Annotated in this window: 19 protein-coding genes and 2 pseudogenes; 19 read left to right on the top strand and 2 right to left on the bottom strand. The window is 59.8% G+C overall.

Annotated elements, in window-relative coordinates:
• Positions 1-21 precede the first annotated feature (21 nt).
• The 10 genes from ACZ9IU_RS27785 to ACZ9IU_RS27740 all read left to right on the top strand — a co-directional run bounded on the left by ACZ9IU_RS27785 (position 22) and on the right by ACZ9IU_RS27740 (position 11,646).
• Complete coding sequence (locus ACZ9IU_RS27785) at positions 22-834, top strand: ABC transporter ATP-binding protein (protein WP_040124675.1); 813 nt, start codon at positions 22-24, stop codon at positions 832-834.
• Between the two features lie 13 nt (positions 835-847).
• Complete coding sequence (locus tag ACZ9IU_RS27780; protein WP_040124676.1) at positions 848-1,732, top strand: ABC transporter substrate-binding protein; 885 nt, start codon at positions 848-850, stop codon at positions 1,730-1,732.
• Entirely contained in the window at positions 1,729-3,696 is a 1,968-nt protein-coding gene (fhuB, locus tag ACZ9IU_RS27775; RefSeq protein WP_040124678.1) for a Fe(3+)-hydroxamate ABC transporter permease FhuB, read from the top strand. Before ACZ9IU_RS27780 ends, fhuB begins: the two co-directional genes overlap by 4 nt.
• A 590-nt stretch (positions 3,697-4,286) precedes the next feature.
• Positions 4,287-5,723, top strand: a complete 1,437-nt coding sequence (locus ACZ9IU_RS27770) for a M24 family metallopeptidase (protein ID WP_051900443.1) — start codon at positions 4,287-4,289, stop codon at positions 5,721-5,723.
• A 74-nt stretch (positions 5,724-5,797) separates the two neighbouring features.
• A complete protein-coding gene (locus tag ACZ9IU_RS27765) occupies positions 5,798-7,057 on the top strand; it encodes an ABC transporter substrate-binding protein (RefSeq protein ID WP_040124681.1) in 1,260 nt (419 codons plus the stop codon).
• A gap of 28 nt (positions 7,058-7,085) precedes the next feature.
• Positions 7,086-7,991, top strand: coding sequence for a carbohydrate ABC transporter permease (locus tag ACZ9IU_RS27760; protein WP_051900445.1), 906 nt, complete (start codon positions 7,086-7,088; stop codon positions 7,989-7,991).
• Complete coding sequence (locus ACZ9IU_RS27755) at positions 7,988-8,824, top strand: carbohydrate ABC transporter permease (protein WP_065814811.1); 837 nt, start codon at positions 7,988-7,990, stop codon at positions 8,822-8,824. The genes ACZ9IU_RS27760 and ACZ9IU_RS27755 overlap by 4 nt, the downstream gene beginning before the upstream one ends.
• Positions 8,825-8,827: 3 nt before the next feature.
• Positions 8,828-9,988 carry an ABC transporter ATP-binding protein gene (locus ACZ9IU_RS27750; RefSeq protein WP_040124682.1) on the top strand — a complete coding sequence of 387 codons (1,161 nt, stop codon included), beginning with the start codon at positions 8,828-8,830 and terminating at the stop codon, positions 9,986-9,988.
• Positions 9,989-9,993: 5 nt separating this feature from the next.
• Positions 9,994-10,899, top strand: coding sequence for an ABC transporter substrate-binding protein (locus ACZ9IU_RS27745; protein WP_040124683.1), 906 nt, complete (start codon positions 9,994-9,996; stop codon positions 10,897-10,899).
• Positions 10,900-10,929: 30 nt separating this feature from the next.
• Positions 10,930-11,646 carry an aspartate/glutamate racemase family protein gene (locus ACZ9IU_RS27740; RefSeq protein ID WP_040124685.1) on the top strand — a complete coding sequence of 239 codons (717 nt, stop codon included), beginning with the start codon at positions 10,930-10,932 and terminating at the stop codon, positions 11,644-11,646.
• A 21-nt stretch (positions 11,647-11,667) separates the two neighbouring features.
• Here the strand turns inward: ACZ9IU_RS27740 and ACZ9IU_RS27735 are convergent, their stop codons facing one another.
• Both ACZ9IU_RS27735 and ACZ9IU_RS27730 read right to left on the bottom strand, forming a co-directional pair.
• Complete coding sequence (locus tag ACZ9IU_RS27735; RefSeq protein WP_040124687.1) at positions 11,668-12,570, bottom strand: MurR/RpiR family transcriptional regulator; 903 nt, start codon at positions 12,568-12,570, stop codon at positions 11,668-11,670.
• 407 nt (positions 12,571-12,977) lie between these two features.
• Entirely contained in the window at positions 12,978-13,730 is a 753-nt protein-coding gene (locus ACZ9IU_RS27730; protein WP_040124689.1) for a FadR/GntR family transcriptional regulator, read from the bottom strand.
• A gap of 449 nt (positions 13,731-14,179) precedes the next feature.
• On the opposite strand from ACZ9IU_RS27730, the gene ACZ9IU_RS27725 reads away from it, so the two are divergent.
• From ACZ9IU_RS27725 to ACZ9IU_RS27685, 9 genes and pseudogenes are all read left to right on the top strand, one after another.
• Positions 14,180-14,653 (top strand): RidA family protein, encoded by a 474-nt coding sequence (locus ACZ9IU_RS27725; protein ID WP_040124690.1) that lies wholly within the window; start codon positions 14,180-14,182, stop codon positions 14,651-14,653.
• A gap of 38 nt (positions 14,654-14,691) precedes the next feature.
• Positions 14,692-15,432, top strand: coding sequence for an amino acid ABC transporter ATP-binding protein (locus ACZ9IU_RS27720; RefSeq protein WP_040125767.1), 741 nt, complete (start codon positions 14,692-14,694; stop codon positions 15,430-15,432).
• Between the two features lie 10 nt (positions 15,433-15,442).
• Positions 15,443-16,111 carry an amino acid ABC transporter permease gene (locus tag ACZ9IU_RS27715; protein ID WP_040124692.1) on the top strand — a complete coding sequence of 223 codons (669 nt, stop codon included), beginning with the start codon at positions 15,443-15,445 and terminating at the stop codon, positions 16,109-16,111.
• Between the two features lie 9 nt (positions 16,112-16,120).
• Positions 16,121-16,771, top strand: coding sequence for an amino acid ABC transporter permease (locus ACZ9IU_RS27710; RefSeq protein ID WP_040124694.1), 651 nt, complete (start codon positions 16,121-16,123; stop codon positions 16,769-16,771).
• A gap of 39 nt (positions 16,772-16,810) precedes the next feature.
• A complete protein-coding gene (locus tag ACZ9IU_RS27705) occupies positions 16,811-17,656 on the top strand; it encodes a transporter substrate-binding domain-containing protein (protein ID WP_040124695.1) in 846 nt (281 codons plus the stop codon).
• Between the two features lie 174 nt (positions 17,657-17,830).
• Positions 17,831-19,921, top strand: a complete 2,091-nt coding sequence (locus tag ACZ9IU_RS27700; protein ID WP_040124697.1) for a hydantoinase/oxoprolinase family protein — start codon at positions 17,831-17,833, stop codon at positions 19,919-19,921.
• 14 nt (positions 19,922-19,935) lie between these two features.
• Positions 19,936-21,575, top strand: a pseudogene (locus ACZ9IU_RS27695) (hydantoinase B/oxoprolinase family protein).
• A gap of 135 nt (positions 21,576-21,710) precedes the next feature.
• Positions 21,711-21,938 (top strand): annotated as a pseudogene (locus ACZ9IU_RS27690) (hypothetical protein); the annotation flags it as partial.
• Positions 21,939-22,138: 200 nt separating this feature from the next.
• Positions 22,139-22,963 carry a DUF2189 domain-containing protein gene (locus tag ACZ9IU_RS27685; protein ID WP_040124701.1) on the top strand — a complete coding sequence of 275 codons (825 nt, stop codon included), beginning with the start codon at positions 22,139-22,141 and terminating at the stop codon, positions 22,961-22,963.
• Positions 22,964-22,982: the final 19 nt, after the last annotated feature.

Below are 22,982 nucleotides of genomic sequence, written 5' to 3'. Positions count from 1 at the left end.
ATCATTGGCTTGGGAGGTAACGTGGTCTCGGCTCAGCTAGCGCAGGACGCTCCCGAAACGACGGATGCCTTTGCTGTCGACAAGGTCGGTCTTTCCATCGACGGGAACACGATCCTGTCAGAGGTCAGTCTCGATTTTCCAGCAGGTGAGGTGGTGGCCCTGGTCGGCCACAATGGTTCCGGAAAATCCAGTCTCTTGAAAATTCTGGCGCGGCAACTCACACCGACCGCCGGATCGGTCGCTTACGGTGGCCGCAACCTCGCGCATTATCACGGTCGTGAGTTCGCACGATCGGTTGCCTATTTGCCGCAGGATTTGGGTACAGGCTCAGACATGACGATCCGCGAACTCGTCGGTTGCGGCCGCTATCCGTGGCACGGCGCGCTTGGCCGTTTCTCCGATGCCGACAAGGCAAAAGTCGAGGCCGCCATAGCCGCCACGCATATCGAGACCTTTGCCGATCGTGTTGTAGGCACACTATCCGGTGGGGAGCGGCAGCGTGCGTGGATCGCCATGCTGATCGCTCAGGACGCCCGGTGCCTGCTGCTCGACGAGCCGACCGCGGCGCTGGATATCGCGCACCAGATCGAAGTGCTGTCTCTCGTGCAGCGACTGGCCCGCGAAGGCGGCCGGAGCATCGTGATCGTTCTTCATGATATCAACATGGCCGCACGCTTTTGCGATCGGATCCATGCGCTGAAAGGCGGACGGGTCGTTGCAAGCGGCCCGCCGGACGAAATTGTGGTGCCTGAGACGCTCCACGCCATTTACGGGATCGATATGGATGTGATTTCCGTTCCGCACCTTTTGCATCCGCTTGCCTATGCCCGCTGAGGCCTGTTCGGGGATGAAGATTTCAAGGCGTTCACTTCTGCACTATGCTGCGGCCGCGGCCGTGTCGATGCCGAAACCATTGTGGGCCGAAGTCGCCAGGCAACGGGTGGTCAGCCTCGACTACGGGCTGTCGTCCACGCTCCTGTCGCTTGGATTGCCCCCAGTCGGAATATCCGACCTTGCCGACTGGGGCAAATGGGTGGTCGAGCCCGCGATGCCGCAATCGGTCGTCGATATCGGCAGTTCCCATGAAGTCGATTTCGAGGTCCTGATACAGCTGAAGCCAGACATTATTCTGACGACGCCTTATCTCGACGAGCTTTTGCCCAGGCTCCGGCCGATTGCGAAGATTTTGCGGCTTGAGATCTTCACGCCCGACACTGGCCCGATCCTCCCGGCGGCAATGATAGCGACGCGCAAACTGGCTGCCGAACTCGGCCGTGAAAGCGACGCGGAGCTTTTCCTGGCGCGATCGGACGCATTCTTTGACAGATGCCGCCGACGGCTTGCCGGCCGGACTGTTCCGCCAGTTGTGCTGGTGAGCTTTATGGATGCCCGCCACGCTCGCGTCTATTCAGCCCCTGGCCTGTTTCACAATGCGCTTGAGCGTATTGGTGTGCGTAATGCGTGGACGCGGCAATCGAACTATTGGGGCTTTGAGACTATTGGCATCGAAGAATTGTCCGTTATCACCGATCCGGACGCCCGGCTGATCGTCTTCGATCCCGTTCCGCCCGATGTGTTGCCAAAACTCGTGCAAAGTCCATTGTGGCAGGCGCTTCCGTTTTCCCGGCCGGGCCATTTATCAGTCGTTCCGCCGGCACTGATGTTCGGCATGGTCAACGAGGCTATGCGTTTCGCCGGCCTGGTGACCGACGTTCTGGAACAAGACGCATGAAGGCAATTCACCGCGAAAATCTCGGGCCGGCGCTCGTGTCTCTCGTCCTGCTCTGCGCCGGCTGCATGGCATTCTGGCTTCTCGCAGGACCGGTGCTCTCAGGATCGGCCGGGCAGGGCTACGACATCCAGCGCATGATGCTCTATTATTCGACGTTGCCACGGCTAGCCACGGCATTGCTTGCCGGTGCCGCGCTCGCATTGTCCGGTGCCTTGTTCCAGCAGGTCCTACGAAACCCGCTGGCCGATCCGACGACGCTCGGCGTGTCAGCCGGAGCCAATCTTGCACTGGTTGTCGTCTCGCTTTTTATTCCCGGCCTGCTTGGGGCCGGCCGCGACATTGTCGCTCTTCTCGGGAGCAGTGCCGCCGCTGCGATCGTCGTTGGCTTTGGCGCGCGACGCGGCTTCTCACCCTATTCGCTTGTCCTCTCGGGCCTTGTGCTGAGCCTCTGGTGCGGGGGCCTGTCGGCTATCCTGACCTACCTGAACCAGCGCTACCTGGCGAGCCTGTTCATCTGGGGCGCCGGTTCGTTGGCGCAGCAGAGCTGGGTCATTCCCCTGTCGCTCATCTGGAAAGTGGGCACCGTCGCCATCATCTGCGCGCTGGTGATCAGGCCGCTGTCGCTGCTCGATCTGGGGGAGAGCAGTTCGGCCGCGCTCGGAGTGAGGCTCGCTCGCCTTCGCATCGTGGTCGTCGCCTGTGCGGTGGCGCTTGCCGCCTTCGTCACCAGTGCTGTCGGCGTCATAGGCTTCATCGGGCTGGTCGCACCGACGCTTGCGCGGCTCTCCGGAGCGCGTCGGCCGGTCCAGTTGATCTTCTGGTCTCCGTTGATCGGCGCGGGACTGCTCTTTCTTGCCGACTCCGTGCTCCAACTCGCTGCGGGCGGCTTTGGCGATTTTCTGCCGACTGGTGCAGTCACTGCCATCTTCGGTTCGCCGCTGCTCCTGGCGCTACTGCCGCGATTGAAGATCCGGCACAGGATGCAGCAGCCGGCGGCGCGGCGGCACCCGCCCACATGGAACATAAAAGTCCCCGTCGCCATTGCTGCCGTAAGTGTTCTGGTTCTCGTGACTGCCGGCCTTTTGGTCGGACGTGGGCCTGGCGGCGGCTGGACTGTCCTTTCCGGCGAATTCCTCGATAAGCTCCTTGCGATCCGCGCCCCGAAGGTCTTTGCTGCGCTCGCATCCGGCGCGATGCTTGCCGTCGCGGGTTCGATCCTCCAGAGATTGACCGGCAACGAGATGGCAAGCCCCGAAGTTCTCGGGATCAGCGCCGGCGCTACCTTCGGCGTTGCGATCGCGCTTTTTGCCATCGCACCGGGGTTTTCCGGCCAGTTTGCCTTTGCGGTCGGCGGCGCCATCTCGGTTCTCACCGTCATTCTTCTGAGTTCACGGCGCTCGACCTTCGCCCCGGAACGGGTCTTGTTGGCCGGCATCGCGCTCAGTGCGATGGTCGATGCAATTGTCGGCGTCTTAAGTTCGACGGGAGATCCAAGGGCAGTTCTGCTCATGCGATGGATGAGCGGCTCGACCTATCTGGTCGACGGCACGATAGCCACGGCGGAAGCAGCAATAGGAGCCGCACTGATTGCCGTTGCTCTGGCAGCGCGCCGTTGGCTGGACATCCTGCCACTCGGACCAGCCCCTACGGCTGCGGTCGGCATACCGTTGGCCAGATCAAGGCTGGCGCTGTTTGGGCTTTCTGGACTTATGACCGCAGCCGCAACGTTGACGGTTGGCCCGCTATCCTTCGTGGGACTCATGGGGCCACATCTTGCGCGGGAGGCCGGCTTGACGCGCGCCCTTCCACAGATGATCGGCGCTGCGCTGATCGGCGCCGGACTCATGGTTGCGGCAGATTTCGTCGGCCGCACCATCGTAGCGCCCTACCAGATCCCGGCCGGGCTCGTGTCGGCCCTCATAGGCGCTCCTTGCTTGATGTTTTTGTTGAGCAGGAGGCGTTAGAAAACTATTTTCCCGCGATCGGCGGGCGCGTAAACCTTTTAACGGACTTGTCGGCGAGCCATCTAAGGCGGTCGGGCTTCTGGGAAAAGTCCCGCCAATCGACTTGGTAGAGGTGACCCCCCTGGTGCTTAATCTATCGGGTCTGCGGTTCGGTTCCGTTCAAGACCTACAGCTATATGAGTGCTGGCGCATCGTGAATTTTATCCTGACCTTGACTGCTGCTACCTAGGGGCCACTCAGGTAAGAGAAACTTTTTTTTCACATTCCCTGTCTTGCTTACGCGGAAAGCGATCTGGCGCGTGGCCAAACTATAGGCGCCCGTACCAACCGCGAGTGCCGATTTTCCATGAGTAGGGGTGCTTTTTTTGCCCTCGTCTCAAGCCAGAAGGTCGTTTAACTTCCCGATTACCAATGAGAAATGGAACGCATCCAACGTTCCCGGTTGAATCATTTCGAGCGGGAATCTGCGCCATTTTTTCAAATGCCTGTTTTTACAGCAGCTCGCTCGACAAATGAACATTCGCCGGGCTATGCAAATTAATTTTCAGATATAATCTAGTCTCATCAGTATCTGCCAAATGAGACGCCCAATGACCGCCCAAACTCGTCCTAATCGCCCCTTTCAGCACGGTGATGTGCGTTTCGAGCGCCTGCTGGACGGTTTTAGCCCGAGCTTCGAGTTCGAGCCGGTCGGTCCGCTCCCGGAAAGCGAATTCGTGGACAGGCTGCGCCGCATTCGGCGCGAGGCGACCGTCGCGGGGCATGACGTCATGCTTGTCCATGCCGATTCCATCGGCTCGTACCGCGTTTCCAACTCGTACCTTCGCTACATGTGCGACTGGGCACGCGAGGGCGTGCTGGTGGTCCCGACCGACGAAGACAAGCCGCTGACGCTGTTTTCCATCTTCAGCAGTTCCGTCCTGCTGCCGCCGGCCGGCGAGGCGGTGTTGGTCGACGACATCTGGCAGGTCGGTACCTGGGGGCGCGAAACCTACAATCGCCCGGGCAGGACCGTCGACAAGGTCGTCGAAGCCGTGGGCTCCTTCCTGGAGCGTGAGGGCTTCGGGTCGGCTCAGATCGGCCTGATCGGCGATGCGACCTCGGCCGGTTACTGGAACGGCCTCGGCAAACGATTGCCAAGGAGTTCGTTCGTGCAGGCAAGCTCGATCATCGACCGCATGCAGAAGGTGCGTTCGAAGCGCGAGCAGGCGGTGGTGCGGGCGGCTGCCCAACTGGCCAGCATCGGCATAGAGGCCGCATACCATGTCGTAAAACCCGGCGTGACCGATTATGAAATCTATGCCGCCTTCACCTATGCCCAGATGGCGCGAGGCGGCGAAAGCGGAGACGGTTACCAGATCGGCATCAACCAATACGGCACCCATTGCGGCAAGCCCTACGGCCACGTGGTGCGCAGTGGCGACATCATCAATCTCTACATTTCGGCGGTGATCTATCAGGGCTATACGGCCCAGATCGCCCGCATGATCGCGGTCGGCGACATTACCGACAAGCAGGAAGAGGTGCTGCAGATGTGCACCGAAGGTGTTCAGAAAGCTGCGGCACTGATCAAGCCCGGCGCGATCATTTCCGATCTCGCCAATGCTTCCTTCGAACCCTACATCGCCCGCGGCTATCTTTCGTCCCATGACAGCCGGACAATGCCTTACAACTGGGTGTCCGACGACGACGGCAAGCCGCGCCTGATCCCGCGCAAGCATGTCGTGGATGAAGATTGGGAGCGGCAGGGCCGCAAGCTGATGCACGTCTATCCGGCGACGCTCGGTCCCCACAATCCCAATGTCGGACATTCGGTTTCGATGGTGAAGTTCAACAATTACAACATCCAATCGAACAACCACGACAAGCTCGAAGAAGGCATGACCTTTGTCCTGCACTCGCAATGGCTCGAGCCCGAAATCGCCGGCTGCAATGTTGGCGACTGCTATCTCGTCACCGATACAGGGGGCGAAAATCTCAGCCACCATACGCCGCTTGCAGTGCATCGTGTGAAAGCGGACGCCTGACGCACTGCCTGACCCGTGAATGCCAAAATGCCAATAAGAAACCGCCAAATAAGAAACCCAGATGGAGAACAGACATGTTTGATAAGACTAGTCGCCGAAAGCTGTTGGCTACGGCAGCCCTTGCGGCGCTTGCATTGACCGTCGGGCTCGGTGCAGGTGAAACTCATGCCCAATCGGGTGAGAAGGTCACGCTGAAACTGGCCAATTCCCAATGGCTTGATGCGTTGCGCGGCAAGAACCTCTGGGCAGCGGTCAGCAAATACCAGGAAACCAATCCGAACGTCACGCTCGAGCAGGAAGCCATTCCGTCTGCGGAATTCGCCGACAAGCTGACGACGGAAATGGGTGCAGGCCAGGGGCCGGATGTAGCGATGATGCAGGAAGGCCTGTTCTATGCGATTGCGGATGCCGGTTTCCTCGTCGATCTCTCGGCTGCGGCCGACGGCGCCAGGCTGAACAAGAGCAATGAAAACGGCGTGATTGACGGCAAGCGCCTCGGCGTCGCCTGGCAGCGCGCCGTCTATGCCCTGATCTATAACAAGCCCCTGATCGATGCCGCCAATGCGAAGGTGCCGACGACCGTGGATGAGCTGATTGCCTCCGCAAAGGCAGCGTCTGCGGCAACTCCGGGCGTTATCGGCTTTACAGCCCGCCACCAGATCAACGATTTTTCGGGCTGGTTCATGGATTTCCAGAGCTGGGCCTATGGCTACGGCGTCAACTGGGTCGATGCAAACGGCAAGCTGACGATCAATACTCCGGAAGCCGTCGCCGCCATCACGGCTTTCAAGAAGACTTACGACGCCGGCATCATGCCGATCGGCGACAGTTTTCCGACGCAGCGCACGCGCTTCAAGGAAAAGCATGCGGCCTTCTCGATCGATAATTCCGGCGGCACGCTCAATATCGCCTCCGGTGGGGCTCTTCAGTCCGGCGATCTTTATGCCGCTCCGATGCCGTTCAAGAACCCCGGCGCGCATCAGCAGATCTTCGTTGGCGTGAGCTCGCATGGCAAAAGCCAGAAAGAAGCGATCGCCTTCGTCAAGTGGCTGATTGGTCCTGTCGGGCAGCAGGCTCTGCGTGACGCATCGGGTCCGGATGCGCTTGCGACCGACGTCCCCGTCAGCGATGCCTACTCCAAGACCAACCCTTGGGCGCCGACCTTCGTCAAGCTCGCCGAAACCTCCCGCAGCACGCTGATCAAGGGATATGAAGTCGAAACGGCACAAATCATGCGGTTCGTGATGCAGGCGGTGGAAAAGGTCATTCTTGCGAATGCCGATCCGAAGACGGCGCTCGCCGAAGCTCAGTCCGCCATCGACAAGCAGTTCTGACAACCTCGCATCAAGAAGGGAGACTGATGTGAGCGCGAATGGCCTGAAAAACAGGAACGGCCTGGTCAAATTGTTGCCCTATGCCTTCATCCTTCCGCCCATGATCTATTTGGTGGTCTTCATGTTCTGGCCGCTGTCGCGGCAGATGTACATGAGCCTGACCAACACCCGGATCGTCAATCCCAACCGAGGCCGGTTCATCGGCCTCGGCAATTATGAACGGCTGATCGAAGATCCAGCCTTCTATGTCTCCCTGAAAGCAACCTTGGTTTATACGGTCCTGACCGTCCTTATCGGCGTCGCTCTCGGCGTTGTGGCCGCACTTGCCATCGATCGTCCCTTCAAGGGGCGCGCAGTCGTCCGGGCAATCCTGCTGTTCGGCTGGGCCGTGCCCGGTGTGGCGGCCTCGCTGATCTGGTTGTGGATGTATAACGAACGGTCGGGCGTCTTCAATCGCATCACTGAGCTCCTCGGCATCGGCCGCTTCTCGTGGCTGACCAGCACGGACTATGCGCTCGGCTCGGTTCTTGCCGTTACTGTCTGGCAGGTCGCTCCATTTGTGATGCTGGTTGTGCTGGCAGCCCTCCAATCGGTGCCGCAAGAGGTGCGCGAAGCCGCCAGGATCGATGGCGCCGATGGGATCAGCACCTTCCGAGCAGTGACGCTGCCGCATATCCGTCCATCGATCCAGCTCGCAGCCCTTCTGGTCGCCGTCTGGTCCATTCGCCGCTTCGACATCATCTACCTGCTGACCGGGGGCGGTCCGCTCGGTTCGACCAGCACCCTCGTCGTCAAGCTCCGCCAGACGGCGTTCGAAGGCCATGAACTGGGAATGGCCAGCGCTTACGGCGCGGTCGGCCTCGCACTGGCGCTGATGGTGGCAGCCGTCCATTACACCGTCGAACAACGCCGCATGAAGAGGATGTCTCAATGATGACACCCCGAAAACTCGCCATGAAGGCGCTGCGATATACGCTGATCGGAGTTCTGGTCGTTCTCGCCGGCTTCCCGGTCTACTGGATGGCGGCCACCGCGCTCAACGTCAATTCCCAGCTCTACGGAACCGGCCAGGTCGGCTGGCCGCAGCTGCAGCATCTGCCGGATCTGGCAACGGAGCTCGGCAAGGTTCCGATCGGCCGCTGGCTGTTCAACACGCTGCTGATCGCCTCCGGCGGCACCATTTTGAGCCTGACCCTCGGCGCGCTTGCCGGTTATGCGCTCAGCCGTTTCAAGTTCCATGGGCGCGGCCTGGTCGGCTTTCTGCTGTTCATGACCCAGGTCGTTCCCGAAGCGCTGATCCTGGTGCCGCTCTATGCGATGTTCATCACCTTCGGCCTCTTGAACAGCCTGACGGGTCTGATCCTCGCCAATGTCGGTTTCTCGCTGCCTGTCGCATGTTTCGTCCTGAAGGGCGCGATGGACGCGGTGCCCTACGAGATCGAGGAGTCCGCGATCATCGACAATTGCCCGCGGTTCAGCGTGCTCACCATGATCATTCTGCCGCTGATCATGCCGAGCATCGCGGCCGCGGCCGTCGTGGCCTTCTTTGCCGGCTGGAACGAGTTCCTGTTCGCCTCGACCTTCCTGATGGACAATTCCTTGTGGCCGGCAAGCGTCGGGCTCGCCTCCTTCGTTGGGCAGTATGAAACGCCGATGTCGGCCGTGCTTGGCGCAGCCCTCGTGTTCAGCCTTCCTGCCATCGTCTTTTTTCTTCTTATCCAGCGCAAGATCGTAGCCGGTTTGACGGCTGGCGCCGTGAAGGGATAATCCATGCCCGCCTTGACCTTCAAAAATGTCTCCAAGACCTTTGGCGACAACACCGTGATCGACGCCTTCAGCGCCGACATCCATGACGGCGAATTTCTGGTCCTGCTCGGCCCCTCCGGCTGCGGAAAATCGACGCTGCTTCGCATGATCGCGGGCCTCAGCGACATTACCTCCGGGGACCTGCTGTTCGACGGGTCCGTCGCCAACGATTGGGAGCCCAAACAGCGCGGCGTCGCCTTCGTTTTCCAGACCTATGCGCTCTACCCGCATATGACGGTTCGCGAGAATATCGCGTTTCCGCTGATCATGGATGCGTTTCGCAAGTGGTATCATCTGCCGATCGTCAACATCGTCGCCCGCCACAGGCTGATGAAGCGGGCGGATATCGCCGAGCGGACCCTCAGTATCGCCCGTCAGCTCGAGCTCGAGCCTCTGCTCGACAGACGCCCGGCGAGCCTCTCGGGCGGGCAGAGGCAGCGCGTCGCGCTTGCCCGCGCGCTGGTGCGCAACCCCGCCCTCTACCTGCTCGATGAGCCGCTTTCCAACCTGGATGCCAAGCTGCGCACGCAGATGCGTTCGGAAATCTCGGCTCTGCATCACAAGGTCGGCAAGACCTTCGTCTACGTGACGCACGACCAGGTCGAAGCCATGACCATGGCGACGCGCATCATCGTGATGAACAAAGGCATCGTCCAGCAGGTCGATACGCCTGACGAGATCTATGATCATCCCGCCAACACCTTTGTCGCGCGTTTCGTGGGGTCGCCCCCGATGAACCTCATTCCGGCTTCGGTCAGAAACAACGCGCTCCAGCTTTCGGGCAGGCTTGCGGTCGAACACGCAGCGCCGCTCCCTCCGAGACGGGAGCTGACATTCGGGGTCAGGCCCGAAAAGCTCACCCTTCATCCGGCCGGGGAAGGGCGGCTGCCGGCCCAGGTGGCTGTCGTCGAGCGCCTCGGTGCGGAGACGGTGATCGGTTGCCGCCTGATGACCGGCGAGGAGAACAAGGACCAGCGATTGCTGGAACACGACCTCGTTTTCGTCCGGGTCTCGGGCAACCCGAAGATCAAGATCGGTGAACTGTGTTCGCTGGATTATCAGGCGGACGATGTCCTGTGGTTCGACATCGACAACGGCGATCGCATTTTCCTGGACCAGGAGTGAACATCATGCAGAACTTCCACGTCTCGGCGACCGGGCACAGCCTCAACTATCTTCCCGAATATGTCGCCGTCTGGCAGGGGTTCTTTCAGGAAGAGGGGCTCGGCGTCACCGCAAGCGTTCCATCTCCCTGGGACCTGGTGCTCAGCGACATCGGCTCGGCCATGGCGGACGCCGCGCTTGGTGGCATCTGGGTCCCGTCGATGTTCCATGGCCGCGGCAAACGTTATACGCCGTTCGCGCAGATCGCGGCCCGCGCGCCCCTGGCCATCCTCGGCCGCGAACAGCCCGCGGATTTCGACTGGCAGGCCGTGCCTGGCAAAACGATTTCGATGAAGGGTAGCAATGGCGCCAGCGTCGGCCTGTTCACCAAGCTTTTGCTGCGCGAAAACGGCGTCGATCCGCTGACGGTCAATTTCGTCCAGGATCTCGACGGCAAGATGCTGTCCGATCTCTTCATGGGGGGAATGGGCGACTATCTGGTGATCGATTACCCGTCCGCCGTCACGCTTGCATCGAAGACTGGCGTCCATGTCGTTGCCGAACTCCCCATCACCGGCGGCAACGTGCCGTGGAGCGTCTATTATGCCGAAGGTGAGAGCGACGATGCACGGCTGGATACCCAGACCCGGTTCTCCAGGGCGCTCGGTCGCGGCATGGCGTGGATACTGGCCCATGATGCCGAGGAATACCGCGACTTCCTGGCAAAGACGTTCCCGAAATTCTCGCCGGACCTGCTTGTGGGGCTAGCCAATATCTATCGGGCCAACGGCATGTGGACGACGCCGCGGATCGATCCGAACGCCTATGCCCGCTGGCAGCAGGGTATTGCCGACGGCCATCTTACCGAGGCGCCGATCGCTTATGGCGATCTTATCGACACGCGCCCGACGGCAGCCTTCACGGCCGCCTGACCCAACTTGATCCCTGGAGTATCCAAGACGATGCGTATTGCCGTCATCAATCCCAACACGACTGCGTCGATGACGCAGCGCATCACGGCTGCGGCGCGCGCCGTTGCCGGCCGTGACACCGAGATCGTCGGCCGGCAGCCCACAACCGGGCCGGAAGCGATCGAAGGTCCCTTTGACGGGGCGCTTTCGGTGCCCGGCCTGCTGAAGGAAATCGTTGCCGCGGAACGCGATGGCGCCGATGCCCATATCATAGCATGTTTCGACGATACCGGGCTGGATGCTGCAAGAGCGATTGCGACAAAACCCGTGATCGGGATTGGCGAGGCTTCGTTCCACGCGGTCAGCCTTGTCGCGCACAGTTTCTGCGTGGTGACGACACTTTCCCGCTCGGCGCCGGTCATCGAGGACAACATCCACCGCTACGGTTTCGGCCACCGCTGCCGCCGGGTTTTTGCGACCGACATTCCGGTGCTCGAGTTGGAAAATCCGCAAAGCGGCGCGTTCGAGCGGATATCCGACTTCATTTGCCAGGGAGTTGCGATGGGTGCCGAGGGCGTTTCGCTCGGCTGTGCCGGCATGGCGGAATTTGCGCTCGACCTGCAGCGCGCGCACGGCATTCCGGTGGTTGATGGCGTCTCGGCGGCCGTCGGTCTTGCCGAGACGCTCGTCAGGTGTGGCCTGACTACATCCAAATCCGGTGTCTGGGCGTCGCCGACGCGTCTGCACGTGCTCGAAAAATTTTCCTGACCAAAGTCGCGCCTTACCGGACTACCGGCCGATACTGGTCTGGGGGGTCGATACGTCGTCGAGCAGTTTCACCAGCCGGTCGATCTTTTCAAATCGGGCAAGGCTCGCCTCGCCCATCGCCGTCGATACGCTCCAGGCGAGATAATTGATGATGGTGACGGCGGCGACGAAGGAATTGAAGGGTGAGGGCGACTGGCAGCGGCAGCGCAGCACATGGTTGGCGGCCTTGGCGCTTGCCGCGGCGCTGAGATCGGTAATCAGCACCGTTATCGCCCCTGCGGCGCGCGCCTCCTTGATGATCGTCGGCAGCAGCCTGGGGCGCCGGCGGAATGCGATGACGAGCAGCACGTCGCCCTTCGCGATGGAGGCGATCTCATGCGAATAGCTCCCCCCGCCGGCGGGGATCACCTGCACGTCGCTCTTCATCAGCGTGAAATAATGCGCCGCCTGCAGCGCCAGGCCGTAGCCGCTGCGCAGGCCCATGATCCACAGGCGGCGGGCGCCGACGATCGCCTGGCTTACCTCGCTCAGCGTAGTTTCGGACAGGCTTTCGGCGGTGGTTCGAATATTGTCGAGGTCCATCTGGACCGTGCTGGAAAGCGTGACCTTGCCTGACGGCGCGCGATCGGGGTCTTCCAGGCCTGCCCGGGGCGATCCCCAGTGTTGGTCGGCCCGGATCTGCCGCTTGGCATCGGGATAGGTCGCATAACCGAGCGAACGGATCAGCCGTGCCGCCGTCGCTTTCGACACCTGCGCCTTTTCCGCAAGCTCGCCCGCCGTATAGCTCGGCAGGTCCATCTGGTATTGCAGCAGGATGTCGGCGAGCCGCTTTTCGGCGGGCGAGAGCGTGGAATAGATCGCGTAGATGCGTGCCTCGAGGGAGCGCGGCTGTTGCTGGGCTGTCGATTTGCGGGACGGACTCACGGGGCACCCTTCGTCTGCATGCGATGAAGCGGACGTTAGGCCGGTCCAGACCTCTTGCACAAGCGGATGGAAGTAAGGGAACTGTCTGATCCCACGAATCTGAAGAATTCGAGCTCCAGTCGCATCCTGGAGCGGGATAGGGCCGCCTTCTCGAAAAGCTCTTGCCCACGATGGACATGACTAAGAACTGTTGGTCCATTGCCCAGACGAATTCGAAACCGGCCCGATTCACGCAAGTTGCGAGCATCAGCATGACGGTCATCGACCCACCGAAATAGAACCCACTTGCAAACCACCTTCCGACAACATGCCTTCGAGTGGGACCGAAGTGGGCCTACGCCACATAATCACACCGCAAGACGTGCCGATGGTTCAAATCCTATCAAGAGCATGTACGGCGAGGTGGGCTAGTCTTTGGGCGCCACATTGCTCAGGGGCGAGGCAGCGTCGTCCGAAAAACCGCGATACCGTAGATGGCTACGGCTAAGATGAATTCTCATCGCCTCGCGCGCCCGTTCCGCACTGCCTGAGCTAATTGCCTCGCAGATTGCCCGATGTTCGACCACAGTATTCTGGATATAGTCTAGAGTTATGAGCGCAGGATTGAGCTGCTTGGAGAAAGCCGGTTGCGGGAGAATCTGCAGGCTCATAAGGCTGAAGAACTCGATGAAAGCACCATTGTTCGTCGCTTCTGCGATTGAACGATGAAAGACGAAGTCGAGATGATCAAGCGCAGCTTCGTCTTCGAGTGAGGCTTCGAACTCGCGAGCGGCGTTCCAGATATTGGATTCCTGAGCCCAGGATCGCCGAACCGCCGCCAGCCCGGCAGCATGCACCTCGAAAGCCATTCTGAGCTCCAGCAGATCCATGAATGACGTTTGCAGACGAGCCAGGGGAGCAAGCGTGAGGTTTGCATCCAACGAGCTGGCATCTTCGATATCGGGGCTTGGTCTGTTGCGAACGAACACCCCGACACCATGTCGCGACTCGACAATGCCGTCGGACCGCAAGGCGGACACTGCTTCTCGAATGACTGTTCTGCTGACGCCGAACTGCTCCGACAATTCCGCGAGCGATCCGAGCTTGGTACCGCTTTCGAACTGGTTGCTGCCGATGTGAGCTTTAAGTGCCTTTATTGTTCGGCCCGTTAAAGTGTCCAAAACCTGTTTCCCTTTGCCTAAGTCGCGCCCCGCTGAATGACTGCAGGGTTTGACGCAAGTTATCACTTCATCCCGAGGTGATGCTACTACCCACCACTGAATTATTGCCTTAGTGTGCGCACACTTCACATAGAGAAGTTCCACTGGACGCAAATCAGCGGATGGCTTCAAAAAAAATTGCGGGAAACGGGTCGAAATTTTAATGACACTACCAGAGAAGTGGTCGTCTTAAGTTGGCTAATATATTGTAAAAGCTTCTAAAAAACAGCATGTAACAAACCGCCAGCCCAAGAGATAGTACCTCTAGGCTCGCTCTTGACATGAGATACTATTTCGTCAATCTTCGTCATCAGAAAAGTGGATCGACATTCGACGCTTATGGCTTCTGATGAATGGTCCCGGGAACGTGGTTCGCGCATCGGCGCGTCTTACAATAACGGAAAACTGCTATGGGTGTCGTCGTCGCACGTCTCTCGGAGCTCGGTATCGTTTTGCCTGCGATTGCCCCGGCTTCAGGAAATTACATTCCTTACAGGCTCGTCGGGAGCCTTCTTTTCGTATCGGGCCAGATCCCGCGGATCGACGGTGTCGAGCATTATGTCGGCGTGGTCGGTCAGGACATTTCGCCCGAGGACGCATACAAGGCCGCTCGCCTTTGCGCGCTCAACATCGTTGCCAGAGCGAATGCCGCGCTGGATGGCGATCTGGACCGGGTCATTGCCTGCGCTCAATTGCGTGGTTTCGTTAATGCGCCGCCGGATTTCGGGGGCCATCCAGCCGTCATCGACGGCGCTTCCGACCTTCTCGTGGAGATCTTTGGAGACAAGGGACGCCACGTTCGCACCGCGATTGGTGCGGGCTCATTGCCGCGCGGATCTTCCGTAGAAGTCGACGCCATTTTCGAAGTCGCACCGAAAGCCTGACATCAAATAAAGGGGAACTGGCCATGAACGGGACCAGCATGTCGGAAAAAGCCATAGCCATGACGGGCGTCAACAAATGGTACGGTCATCTTCAGGTCTTGAAGGGAATCAACCTTGAAGTTGGTCGCGGCGAGCATATCGTTCTGTGTGGACCTTCAGGTTCCGGCAAATCGACCCTTATCCGCTGTATCAATCACCTGGAGGAAATCCAGGAGGGAAGCATTGCCGTCAATGGCACGGAGCTGAGCCAGAAGGGTAGCAATGCCGACCATATTCGCCGCGATGTCGGCATGGTGTTCCAGCAGTTCAACTTGTTTCCGCATCTAACCGTCCTGGAAAACTGCATGCTGGCGCAGCGCCGGGTGCGCAAGGCTTCGGTGACTGACGCAAAGGAAAAAGCGATGCGTCATCTCGAGCGCGTCCACATTGCTGAACAGGCACAGAAATATCCGGCTCAGCTTTCCGGTGGTCAGCAGCAGCGCGTGGCAATCGCGCGGGCGCTCTGCATGGACCCCAAGATCATGCTGTTCGACGAGCCGACTTCAGCGCTCGACCCTGAGATGGTCAAGGAAGTGCTCGACACGATGATCTCGCTTGCTGACGACGGCATCACGATGATCTGTGTAACCCACGAGATGGGGTTTGCACGGGCAGTCGCCCACCGTGTCATCTTCATGGACCGTGGCGAAATCATAGAGAGCGCCAAACCCGACGTATTTTTCAGCAATCCGGCTCACGAGCGAACCAGAACGTTCCTCAGCCAGATCCTCAACCATTGAGGAGGGGCTGATGAATTACACTTTCGATTTCGCACCCGTTTTTGCTGCGTGGCCAACGCTGCTGGAAGGCATGATCGGTACGTTGAGAATGTCGTCTCTCTCAATGGTGTTCGGATTGTCGCTCGGCATTTTCTTCATGATGATGCGCATGAGCAAGCTGCCAACGCTGCGCACGATTGCGATTGGCTACATCGAGTTGATCCGCAACACGCCCATCCTTGTGCAGGTGTTCTTTGTGTTTTTCGGCATGCCTGCGATCGGCATCCGGCTCAGCGGCGAACAGGCGGCAATCCTGGCCATGACGCTGAATTGCGCCGCCTACGCGGCTGAGATCGTGCGCGGCGGTGTTCAGTCTATCCGTCCGGGTCAGATCGAGGCGGGCAGGGCGCTTGGAATGCATACGGCTGATATCTATCGGTTCATCGTCTTCCGGCCGGCCATCCGGGCCGTCTATCCGGCTCTCTGCAGCCAGTTCATCCTGATGATGCTGAACTCAAGTCTGGTTTCGTCGGTCTCGGCGGAAGAGCTTACCTATTTTGCACAGACGCTGGATGCCCAGACATTCCGAAGCTTCGAGATCTATTTCACGCTCGGTGTCATCTACCTCCTGTTGTCCCAGTTCGTTTCCGTTGCCCTCGGCATCATCGGCCGGGTCTATTTTACTTATCCGGCAAAGTGAGGCAGTCCGATGATCCGTCAATTTGGCTGGAATGAATTCCTCTTTCTGCTTGAAGGCGCACGTTGGACAGTTGTCCTTTCGCTTCTTGCCTTCGCCGTCGGCGGAGCGCTGGGTCTGGCTGTTGCGCTTGGACGCACCAGCAAATGGAAACCGTTGCGCATCTTCATGGCAACGTACATCCAGATATTTCAGGGCACGCCATTGCTGGTTCAGCTGTTCTTCGTGTATTTCGGCCTGCCACTTTTGGGCTTCAAAGTGGATGTCTGGGTGGCGCTGACGATCGGCCTGTCGCTCCACACCAGCGCGTTCCTCGGCGAAATCTGGCGCGGCAGCATCCAGGCCGTTCCCGATGGACAGAGCGAGGCGGCACGCGCACTGGGCATCGGCTACAGGCATCGCATGGTCGATGTCGTGCTGCCCCAAGCCTTGCGCATCGGCCTGCCGGCCACCATCAGCTTCCTCGTCAACCTGATCAAGGGCACGGCACTTGCCGCGCTGCTCGGTCTCACAGAGCTGACCCGCTCCGGTCAATTGATGTCGAACATCACGTTTCAGCCGCTGCAGGTCTACGGGGCGGTCGCACTCGTCTACTTCTTTCTCTGCGTACCACTGACCTACTGCAGTGCCCGGATCGAGCGGCGCCTCAACGCCGCGCGGTAAGACAAAACGCATGCCAAGAAACCAACCAGAGGTGATCACATGACCAACGCAGTCCCGACCCCTTCGCGTTCGAAAGCCCTGAGCGGCCTTGCCGCCATTCTCTTCGCCGCGACTTCATTCGCAACGACGGCAATGGCTGTCACATCCGAGGAGATCAAGGCCAAGGGCACGGCAACCATCGGCGTGCAGATGGACCAGTTTCCGTGGGGTTTTATCGACTCCAAGGGCGGCAATGACGGTTTCGATATCGAAATCGCCAAGATGATCGCCAAGGAGCTGGGCGTCGAGGTGAGGTTCGAACGTATCACAGGCCAGAACCGCATTCCGCTGCTGGTGAACGGCAACGTTGACTTCCTGGTGCCGTCGATGACGATCACCGAAGAACGCGCCAAGGTGATCCAGTATGTCATTCCCTATTCGTCGAACGACATTACTGTCTGGGGCAAGACGGACGCCGCCATAAAAGGTAACGAGGATCTTTCGAAATACGTGATCGGTGTTAACCGCGGCAGCGCTTTCGAGCCGCTGCTGGTCAAGGTCGCGCCGAAGGGTACGCAGATCAAGCGCTTCGATGACGACGCCACGACTGTTCAATCGCTTTTGTCCGGTCAGGTTGATGCGATCGTAGGCAGCGTCACCTATGGCCTCGTCATCAAAGAGACCGGTTATGACAAGCAGTTCGAACGCAAATACAAAGTCGCCGACAACTTCCAGGGTATGGCGGTCCGCAAGGGCGATAAGGAACTGCTCGCCTTCCTGACGGACTTCGTCATCAAGCACACGACGGACGGGTCACTCGATGCCCTCTACAAGAAGTGGATCGGCGTCGACCGTGCAAAACTTCCAACAGAATTGCCGGGTGTAGACTTTACCGGGAAACTGTAGCGCCAAAGCTCTGCGTTGCTGCTACATCTGCCGCGCTGAGCTTAAGAAACTCAACACATTCAAGAGCTTTTGACCCCCGCCCGTCTGTGCGGGCGGGGACAGGCCGCTGCACGCCGAAAATCGGGTTATCGGGCAAGCGCAACAACAGCTCGCTTAGGGAGCATAGTCGAGAAAATGACGAAAGATGGCAAGCAGATCAGGGTCGGTGTCGATATCGGGGGCACCTTTACCGACGTTGCAATGGAGGTCGGTACCACACTCCATTCAATCAAGGTGCTGACCGATTATTCCTATCCCGAAAATGCGATCGTGAAGGGCGTCCGAGAGGTCGCCGAGGTCGCCGGTGTCGAGCTTTCGCAGATCGACACGATCATCCATGGCACCACGCTCGCCACCAACGCTCTGATCGAACGGCGGGGCGCCCGCACCGCCTTTATCACCACCAAGGGCTTTCGCGACGTCATCGAGATGCGCACCGAAAGCCGCTTCGAACAATATGACCTCGATATTGTGCTGCCGGCGCCGCTGGTGCCGCGAAACGAACGTTTCGTCATCGCCGAAAGGATCGGCGCCGACGGTTCGGTGCTGAAACCTCTCGATCTTGCCGAGGTTGATGCGCTGTGCGACAGCATCGTCGCTGCCGGTTACGACAGCGTCGCCATCGGCTTCATCCATTCCTATCTTAACGGCGCGCACGAGAAGGTTGTTCGCGACCGTCTTCTGGCCAAAAAATCCGATATTTCCGTGTCGATCTCGTCGGAAGTCTCGCCGCAAATGCGCGAGTTCCAGCGCTTCAACACCGTCTGCGCCAACGCCTTCGTCAAACCGTTGATGGCATCTTATCTCAACCGCCTCGTTGGACGCCTGACCGAGGAAGGCACGCGCTGCCCGGTCTTCATGATCCATTCGGGTGGCGGCATCATCAGCGTCGAAAGTGCGATCGAGTTTCCGGTTCGTCTGCTGGAATCCGGTCCTGCCGGCGGTGCGATTTTTGCCGCCCATATCGCCGGCAGCTACGGTCTTGATCAGGTCCTTTCCTATGACATGGGCGGCACCACCGCAAAAATCTGCCTGATCGAAAAGCAGACGCCAAAGACCTCCAAGACCTTCGAGGTGGCGCGAACGTGGCGTTTCAAGAAAGGCAGCGGCATGCCGATCTCTATTCCCGTCATCGAGATGGTCGAGATCGGTGCCGGCGGCGGCTCGATCGCCACTATCGACAGCATGCGCCAGATCCGTGTCGGTCCGCACAGCGCCGGCTCCGAGCCCGGTCCGGCCTGCTATGGCCGCGGCGGCGCGAACCCGACCGTCACCGATGCCGACCTGATCCTAGGTCGTCTCGATCCGGGGGAGTTCGCAGGTGGCGCGATGAAGCTCGACCGCCCGGCCGCCGACCGAGCGATGGATGCCGATCTCGCCTCCAAGCTCGACACCGATATCGCGACCGCCGCTTACGGCCTCAGCGAGGTGGTCGACGAGAACATGAGCAACGCGGCGCGCATGCATGCCGTGGAGAATGGCAAGGAGCTTTCCGAATTCACCATGATCGCCTTCGGCGGCGCAGCTCCCATCCACGCCGCCCGTCTGTGCGAAAAGCTCGGCATGTCGGACCTGCTGATCCCGCCCGGTGCCGGCGTTGGTTCTGCGATCGGCTTCCTGCGCGCTCCCTTCGGTTTCGAAAGCGTGCGTAGCGCCTATAGCCGGCTTAGCCGGTTCGATGCGGATGCGATCAATCAGACGATCGCTGACCTCAGCGCCGAGGCCATATCGTTCGTGCGTTCCGGTTCGCCCGAAGCAAATCCAGATCTCGAATGTACGGCTTACATGCGTTACGTCGGTCAGGGGTGGGAAGTGCCGGTCACGATCGAGGTACGCGACTACGCCGATGCGGACGGCCACCTGTTCCGGAAGCTGTTTGACGAGCAGTACGAACACTTTTTCGGTCGGGTCATCGATGGTCTCGACGTCGAGATCGTCAGCTGGTCCTTGCGCGCAACCTCAAAGGTTGCCCCGCCGGCGAGGATAGGCAAGACCGCAAAGGTTGGCGAAGCCAAGGTCCGCGGTACCCGCGAAATCTTCGACGTCCAGGAAGGCAGCTTTCTGAGCGCGTCGATTGTCGCGCGCGCCGACATGAAACCGGGCGACTGGGTTTCCGGTCCCGCTGTCATCACGGAACGCGAGACGTCAACGATTATCACCACGAGCCGCGAAGTCATCATGCAGTCGGATGGCTGCCTGCTCATACGCGTCAAGCAGAGCGCTTGAACGGAGGATTCGACATGAAAACCAGCGCACTTTCCGACGTCCACATGCAGATCATGTGGAACAGGCTGATCTCCGTTGTGGAAGAACAAGCCGTCACGCTCATCCGAACCGCCTTCTCGACCAGTGTGCGTGAATCAGGCGATCTTTCCGCCGGCGTCTTCAACCGCGGTGGCAAGATGATCGCCCAGGCGGTGACCGGCACACCCGGCCACGTCAACGCCATGGCCGAGGCCGTCGGCCACTTCATCCGCGACATCGGGCCTGAAAACATCTTCGAAGGCGACGTCTACATCACCAACGATCCGTGGAAGGGCACTGGTCACCTGCACGATTTCACCGTCGTGTCGCCGAGCTTCCGCAATGGCGCGCTCGTCGGCTATTTCGCCTGCACGGCGCACGTGGTGGATGTCGGCGGCCGCGGTTTTGGGCCGGATGCCAACGAGGTCTACGAAGAAGGCATCTTCGTTCCGATCATGAAATTTGCCGAGCGCGGAAAGGTCAACAAGGACCTCGTCAACATCCTGCACAACAACGTCCGCGAAAGCCATCAGGTGGTCGGTGACGTCTATTCGCTGGCCGCCTGCAACGAGATCGGCCATCGTCGGCTGATGGACATGATGGAAGAGTTCGGGCTCGCCGATCTGGAAACGCTGGGCGATTTCATCTTCAAGCGTAGCTATGACGCCACCATCGAGCGGATCGCGGCCCTGCCGAAGGGCACTTATTCGAACACTATGCGCGTCGATGGGTACGGTTCGCCGATCGATATCGCTGTGCGTCTCGACGTGGCAGAGGACCATATCCTCGCTGATTTCGAGGGGACGTCACCGCCAAGCCCGAAGGGTATCAACTGCCCGATCATCTATTCGGCCGCCTATGCCTGCTATGGCATGAAATGCTCGATCGCGCCGGAGATCCCCAACAACCACGCGTCTCTGCTGCCGTTCCGTGTAACCGCCCCGAAGAACTGCATCCTCAATGCCCAGCACCCGGCGCCTGTTTCCGTTCGCCACGTGCTTGGCCATCTGGTTCCTGATGCGGTGCTCGGGGCCGTGCACAAGATGCTTCCCGGCAAAGTGCCGGCAGAAGGGGCAGGGGCATTGTGGAACCTGCATGTCAGCGTGCGTCCGCTACAGGGGGATAAGGCACCAGCCGAGGGCGGGCAACGTGCAGAAGTGCTGTTGTTTAACAGCGGCGGCGCCGGTGCTCGCTCCACACTCGACGGCCTCAGCGCCACGGCGTTCCCGAGCGGCGTGCATTCCATGTCGATCGAGGCGACCGAGCATGTCGGCCCGGTGATCTTTTGGCGCAAGGAGTTGCGAGACGGTTCCGGTGGCGCCGGACAGTTCCGCGGCGGTCTAGGCCAGGTGGTGGAGATATCGCCGACCGAAGGTCACGAGATGCATTTCAACGCCATGTTCGATCGCGTCGACCATCCACCCCGTGGACGTGAGGGTGGGGCCGATGGCGCCGCGGGTGCCGTCTTGCTTGATGACGGAACGGTTCTTGCCACCAAGGGGCGTCAGCATGTGCCGGCCGGCCGCAGATTGATCCTGCAGCTTCCAGGCGGTGGAGGATACGGCGCGCCCGATAAGCGTGATCCGGCGGCAAAGCGCAGCGAGACAAGGATTTCGACTACGCGCCGAAAAGCTAATCCGCCAGTGACCGGTGGTGAGATCCGCCGGCCACAAACACAGTTTCCCTGGGGAGTTAGACATGACTTTCGAGAACAAGCGGGCGGCCGGCATCCAGTCGTCCCCGAGCATGGCCATCGCGATGGCGTCTGCTGCTGCGAAAACGAGAGCGGACAATGCAGGGGTTCCGATCAGCCGGAGGTCTGCGGCGTTCCATCTCGATTTTCTTGGCGTCTCGTAATCTCTCCGTCATGCCACTGCCCAGGCGCTCGTCTCTCGCCATTGACATTCATCGCATCCGCGCCATGGCGCGTTGGAACGTCGTGACGGGCGCGTTACCCGATCTCAGACAGCAGCGGCATAGTTCGATCACTGCTCGATAACGTGACAATTCCACGCCCCGCTCACTGACATATGGTTTAGGCGACGACGCTTAGATGCGCAGCAATTCTGCGCCGCTGGTCAAGTGTCGACCGGGGGCGTATAATCTTCACGCGTGCAGGTTCAGTCCTATGGCGCCGTTCCTAACGCGGGTATCCGTTGTGGTCGTTGTTGTCTGTGACAAGAATGGAGAGGAATTGTTATGGCACATTTTCACGTGATCGCGGGAGGCGCCAGGAAGGTGGCCTATCCCACCGTGCGGCGCATCAATGTAGCAGATGTCTTCACTTCGTTGCGTCAGGGGTTGGATGATTTCTGGACCAAGCCGTCGCACTACGTCTTTCTCTGCCTGATCTACCCTATGGCCGGCGTGATCCTCGCGTATTGGACATCCGGTGCCAATGCGCTGCCACTGCTGTTTCCGCTCATGTCAGGCTTTGCCCTGATCGGTCCGATAGCGGCGCTGGGTCTTTATGAAATCAGTCGCCGGCGGGAGCTTGGCCTTGACACCTCCTGGCAGCATGCGCTCGAAATCAGGCATTCCCCGGCGGTCCCGGCAATCCTTGCCATCGGTGTTATGCTGGCGGTGATTTTTATCCTGTGGCTTCTGACGGCGCAGTCGCTCTATGTCAGCCTGTTCGGGCCGGGACGGCCGGAATCGCTGATGACTTTCGTCAACGAGGTGTTCTCGACGAGCAGGGGTTGGCAGCTGATCCTCTACGGCAATGCCGTCGGCTTCCTCTTCGCTCTGGCCGTGCTTTGCACCACAGTCATTGCATTTCCGCTGCTTCTTGATCGTGACACCGGTGCGGCGGCAGCGGTCTATACCTCGATGAAAGCCTTCGCGGTCAATCCCATGGAATTCATACTCTGGGGTCTCATCGTGGCTGTGCTTCTGGTCGTCGGTTTTGCGATGTTCTTTGCCGGTCTGGCTATCGTGATCCCGGTACTTGGCCATGCGACCTGGCATCTGTATCGCAAGGTCGTTGAACCGGAATCCGGCTTGGGGAGCAGCAGTGGTCGGTAGGTCGGAAGACCGGCTTCGG

The organism is Mesorhizobium sp. USDA 4132 (genome assembly GCF_056279545.1).
This window is presented reverse-complemented; position numbering and strand designations above follow the sequence as displayed.

Coding starts and splice junctions, on each gene's coding strand:
- ACZ9IU_RS27700 (WP_040124697.1), top strand. CDS start 17,831: ATGACGAAAGATGGCAAGCAGATCAGGGTCGGTGTCGATATCGGGGGC.
- ACZ9IU_RS27740 (WP_040124685.1), top strand. CDS start 10,930: ATGCGTATTGCCGTCATCAATCCCAACACGACTGCGTCGATGACGCAG.
- ACZ9IU_RS27710 (WP_040124694.1), top strand. CDS start 16,121: ATGATCCGTCAATTTGGCTGGAATGAATTCCTCTTTCTGCTTGAAGGC.
- ACZ9IU_RS27685 (WP_040124701.1), top strand. CDS start 22,139: ATGGCACATTTTCACGTGATCGCGGGAGGCGCCAGGAAGGTGGCCTAT.
- ACZ9IU_RS27770 (WP_051900443.1), top strand. CDS start 4,287: ATGACCGCCCAAACTCGTCCTAATCGCCCCTTTCAGCACGGTGATGTG.
- ACZ9IU_RS27715 (WP_040124692.1), top strand. CDS start 15,443: ATGAATTACACTTTCGATTTCGCACCCGTTTTTGCTGCGTGGCCAACG.
- ACZ9IU_RS27720 (WP_040125767.1), top strand. CDS start 14,692: ATGTCGGAAAAAGCCATAGCCATGACGGGCGTCAACAAATGGTACGGT.
- ACZ9IU_RS27755 (WP_065814811.1), top strand. CDS start 7,988: ATGATGACACCCCGAAAACTCGCCATGAAGGCGCTGCGATATACGCTG.
- ACZ9IU_RS27780 (WP_040124676.1), top strand. CDS start 848: ATGAAGATTTCAAGGCGTTCACTTCTGCACTATGCTGCGGCCGCGGCC.
- ACZ9IU_RS27745 (WP_040124683.1), top strand. CDS start 9,994: ATGCAGAACTTCCACGTCTCGGCGACCGGGCACAGCCTCAACTATCTT.
- ACZ9IU_RS27725 (WP_040124690.1), top strand. CDS start 14,180: ATGGGTGTCGTCGTCGCACGTCTCTCGGAGCTCGGTATCGTTTTGCCT.
- ACZ9IU_RS27705 (WP_040124695.1), top strand. CDS start 16,811: ATGACCAACGCAGTCCCGACCCCTTCGCGTTCGAAAGCCCTGAGCGGC.
- fhuB (WP_040124678.1), top strand. CDS start 1,729: ATGAAGGCAATTCACCGCGAAAATCTCGGGCCGGCGCTCGTGTCTCTC.
- ACZ9IU_RS27750 (WP_040124682.1), top strand. CDS start 8,828: ATGCCCGCCTTGACCTTCAAAAATGTCTCCAAGACCTTTGGCGACAAC.
- ACZ9IU_RS27765 (WP_040124681.1), top strand. CDS start 5,798: ATGTTTGATAAGACTAGTCGCCGAAAGCTGTTGGCTACGGCAGCCCTT.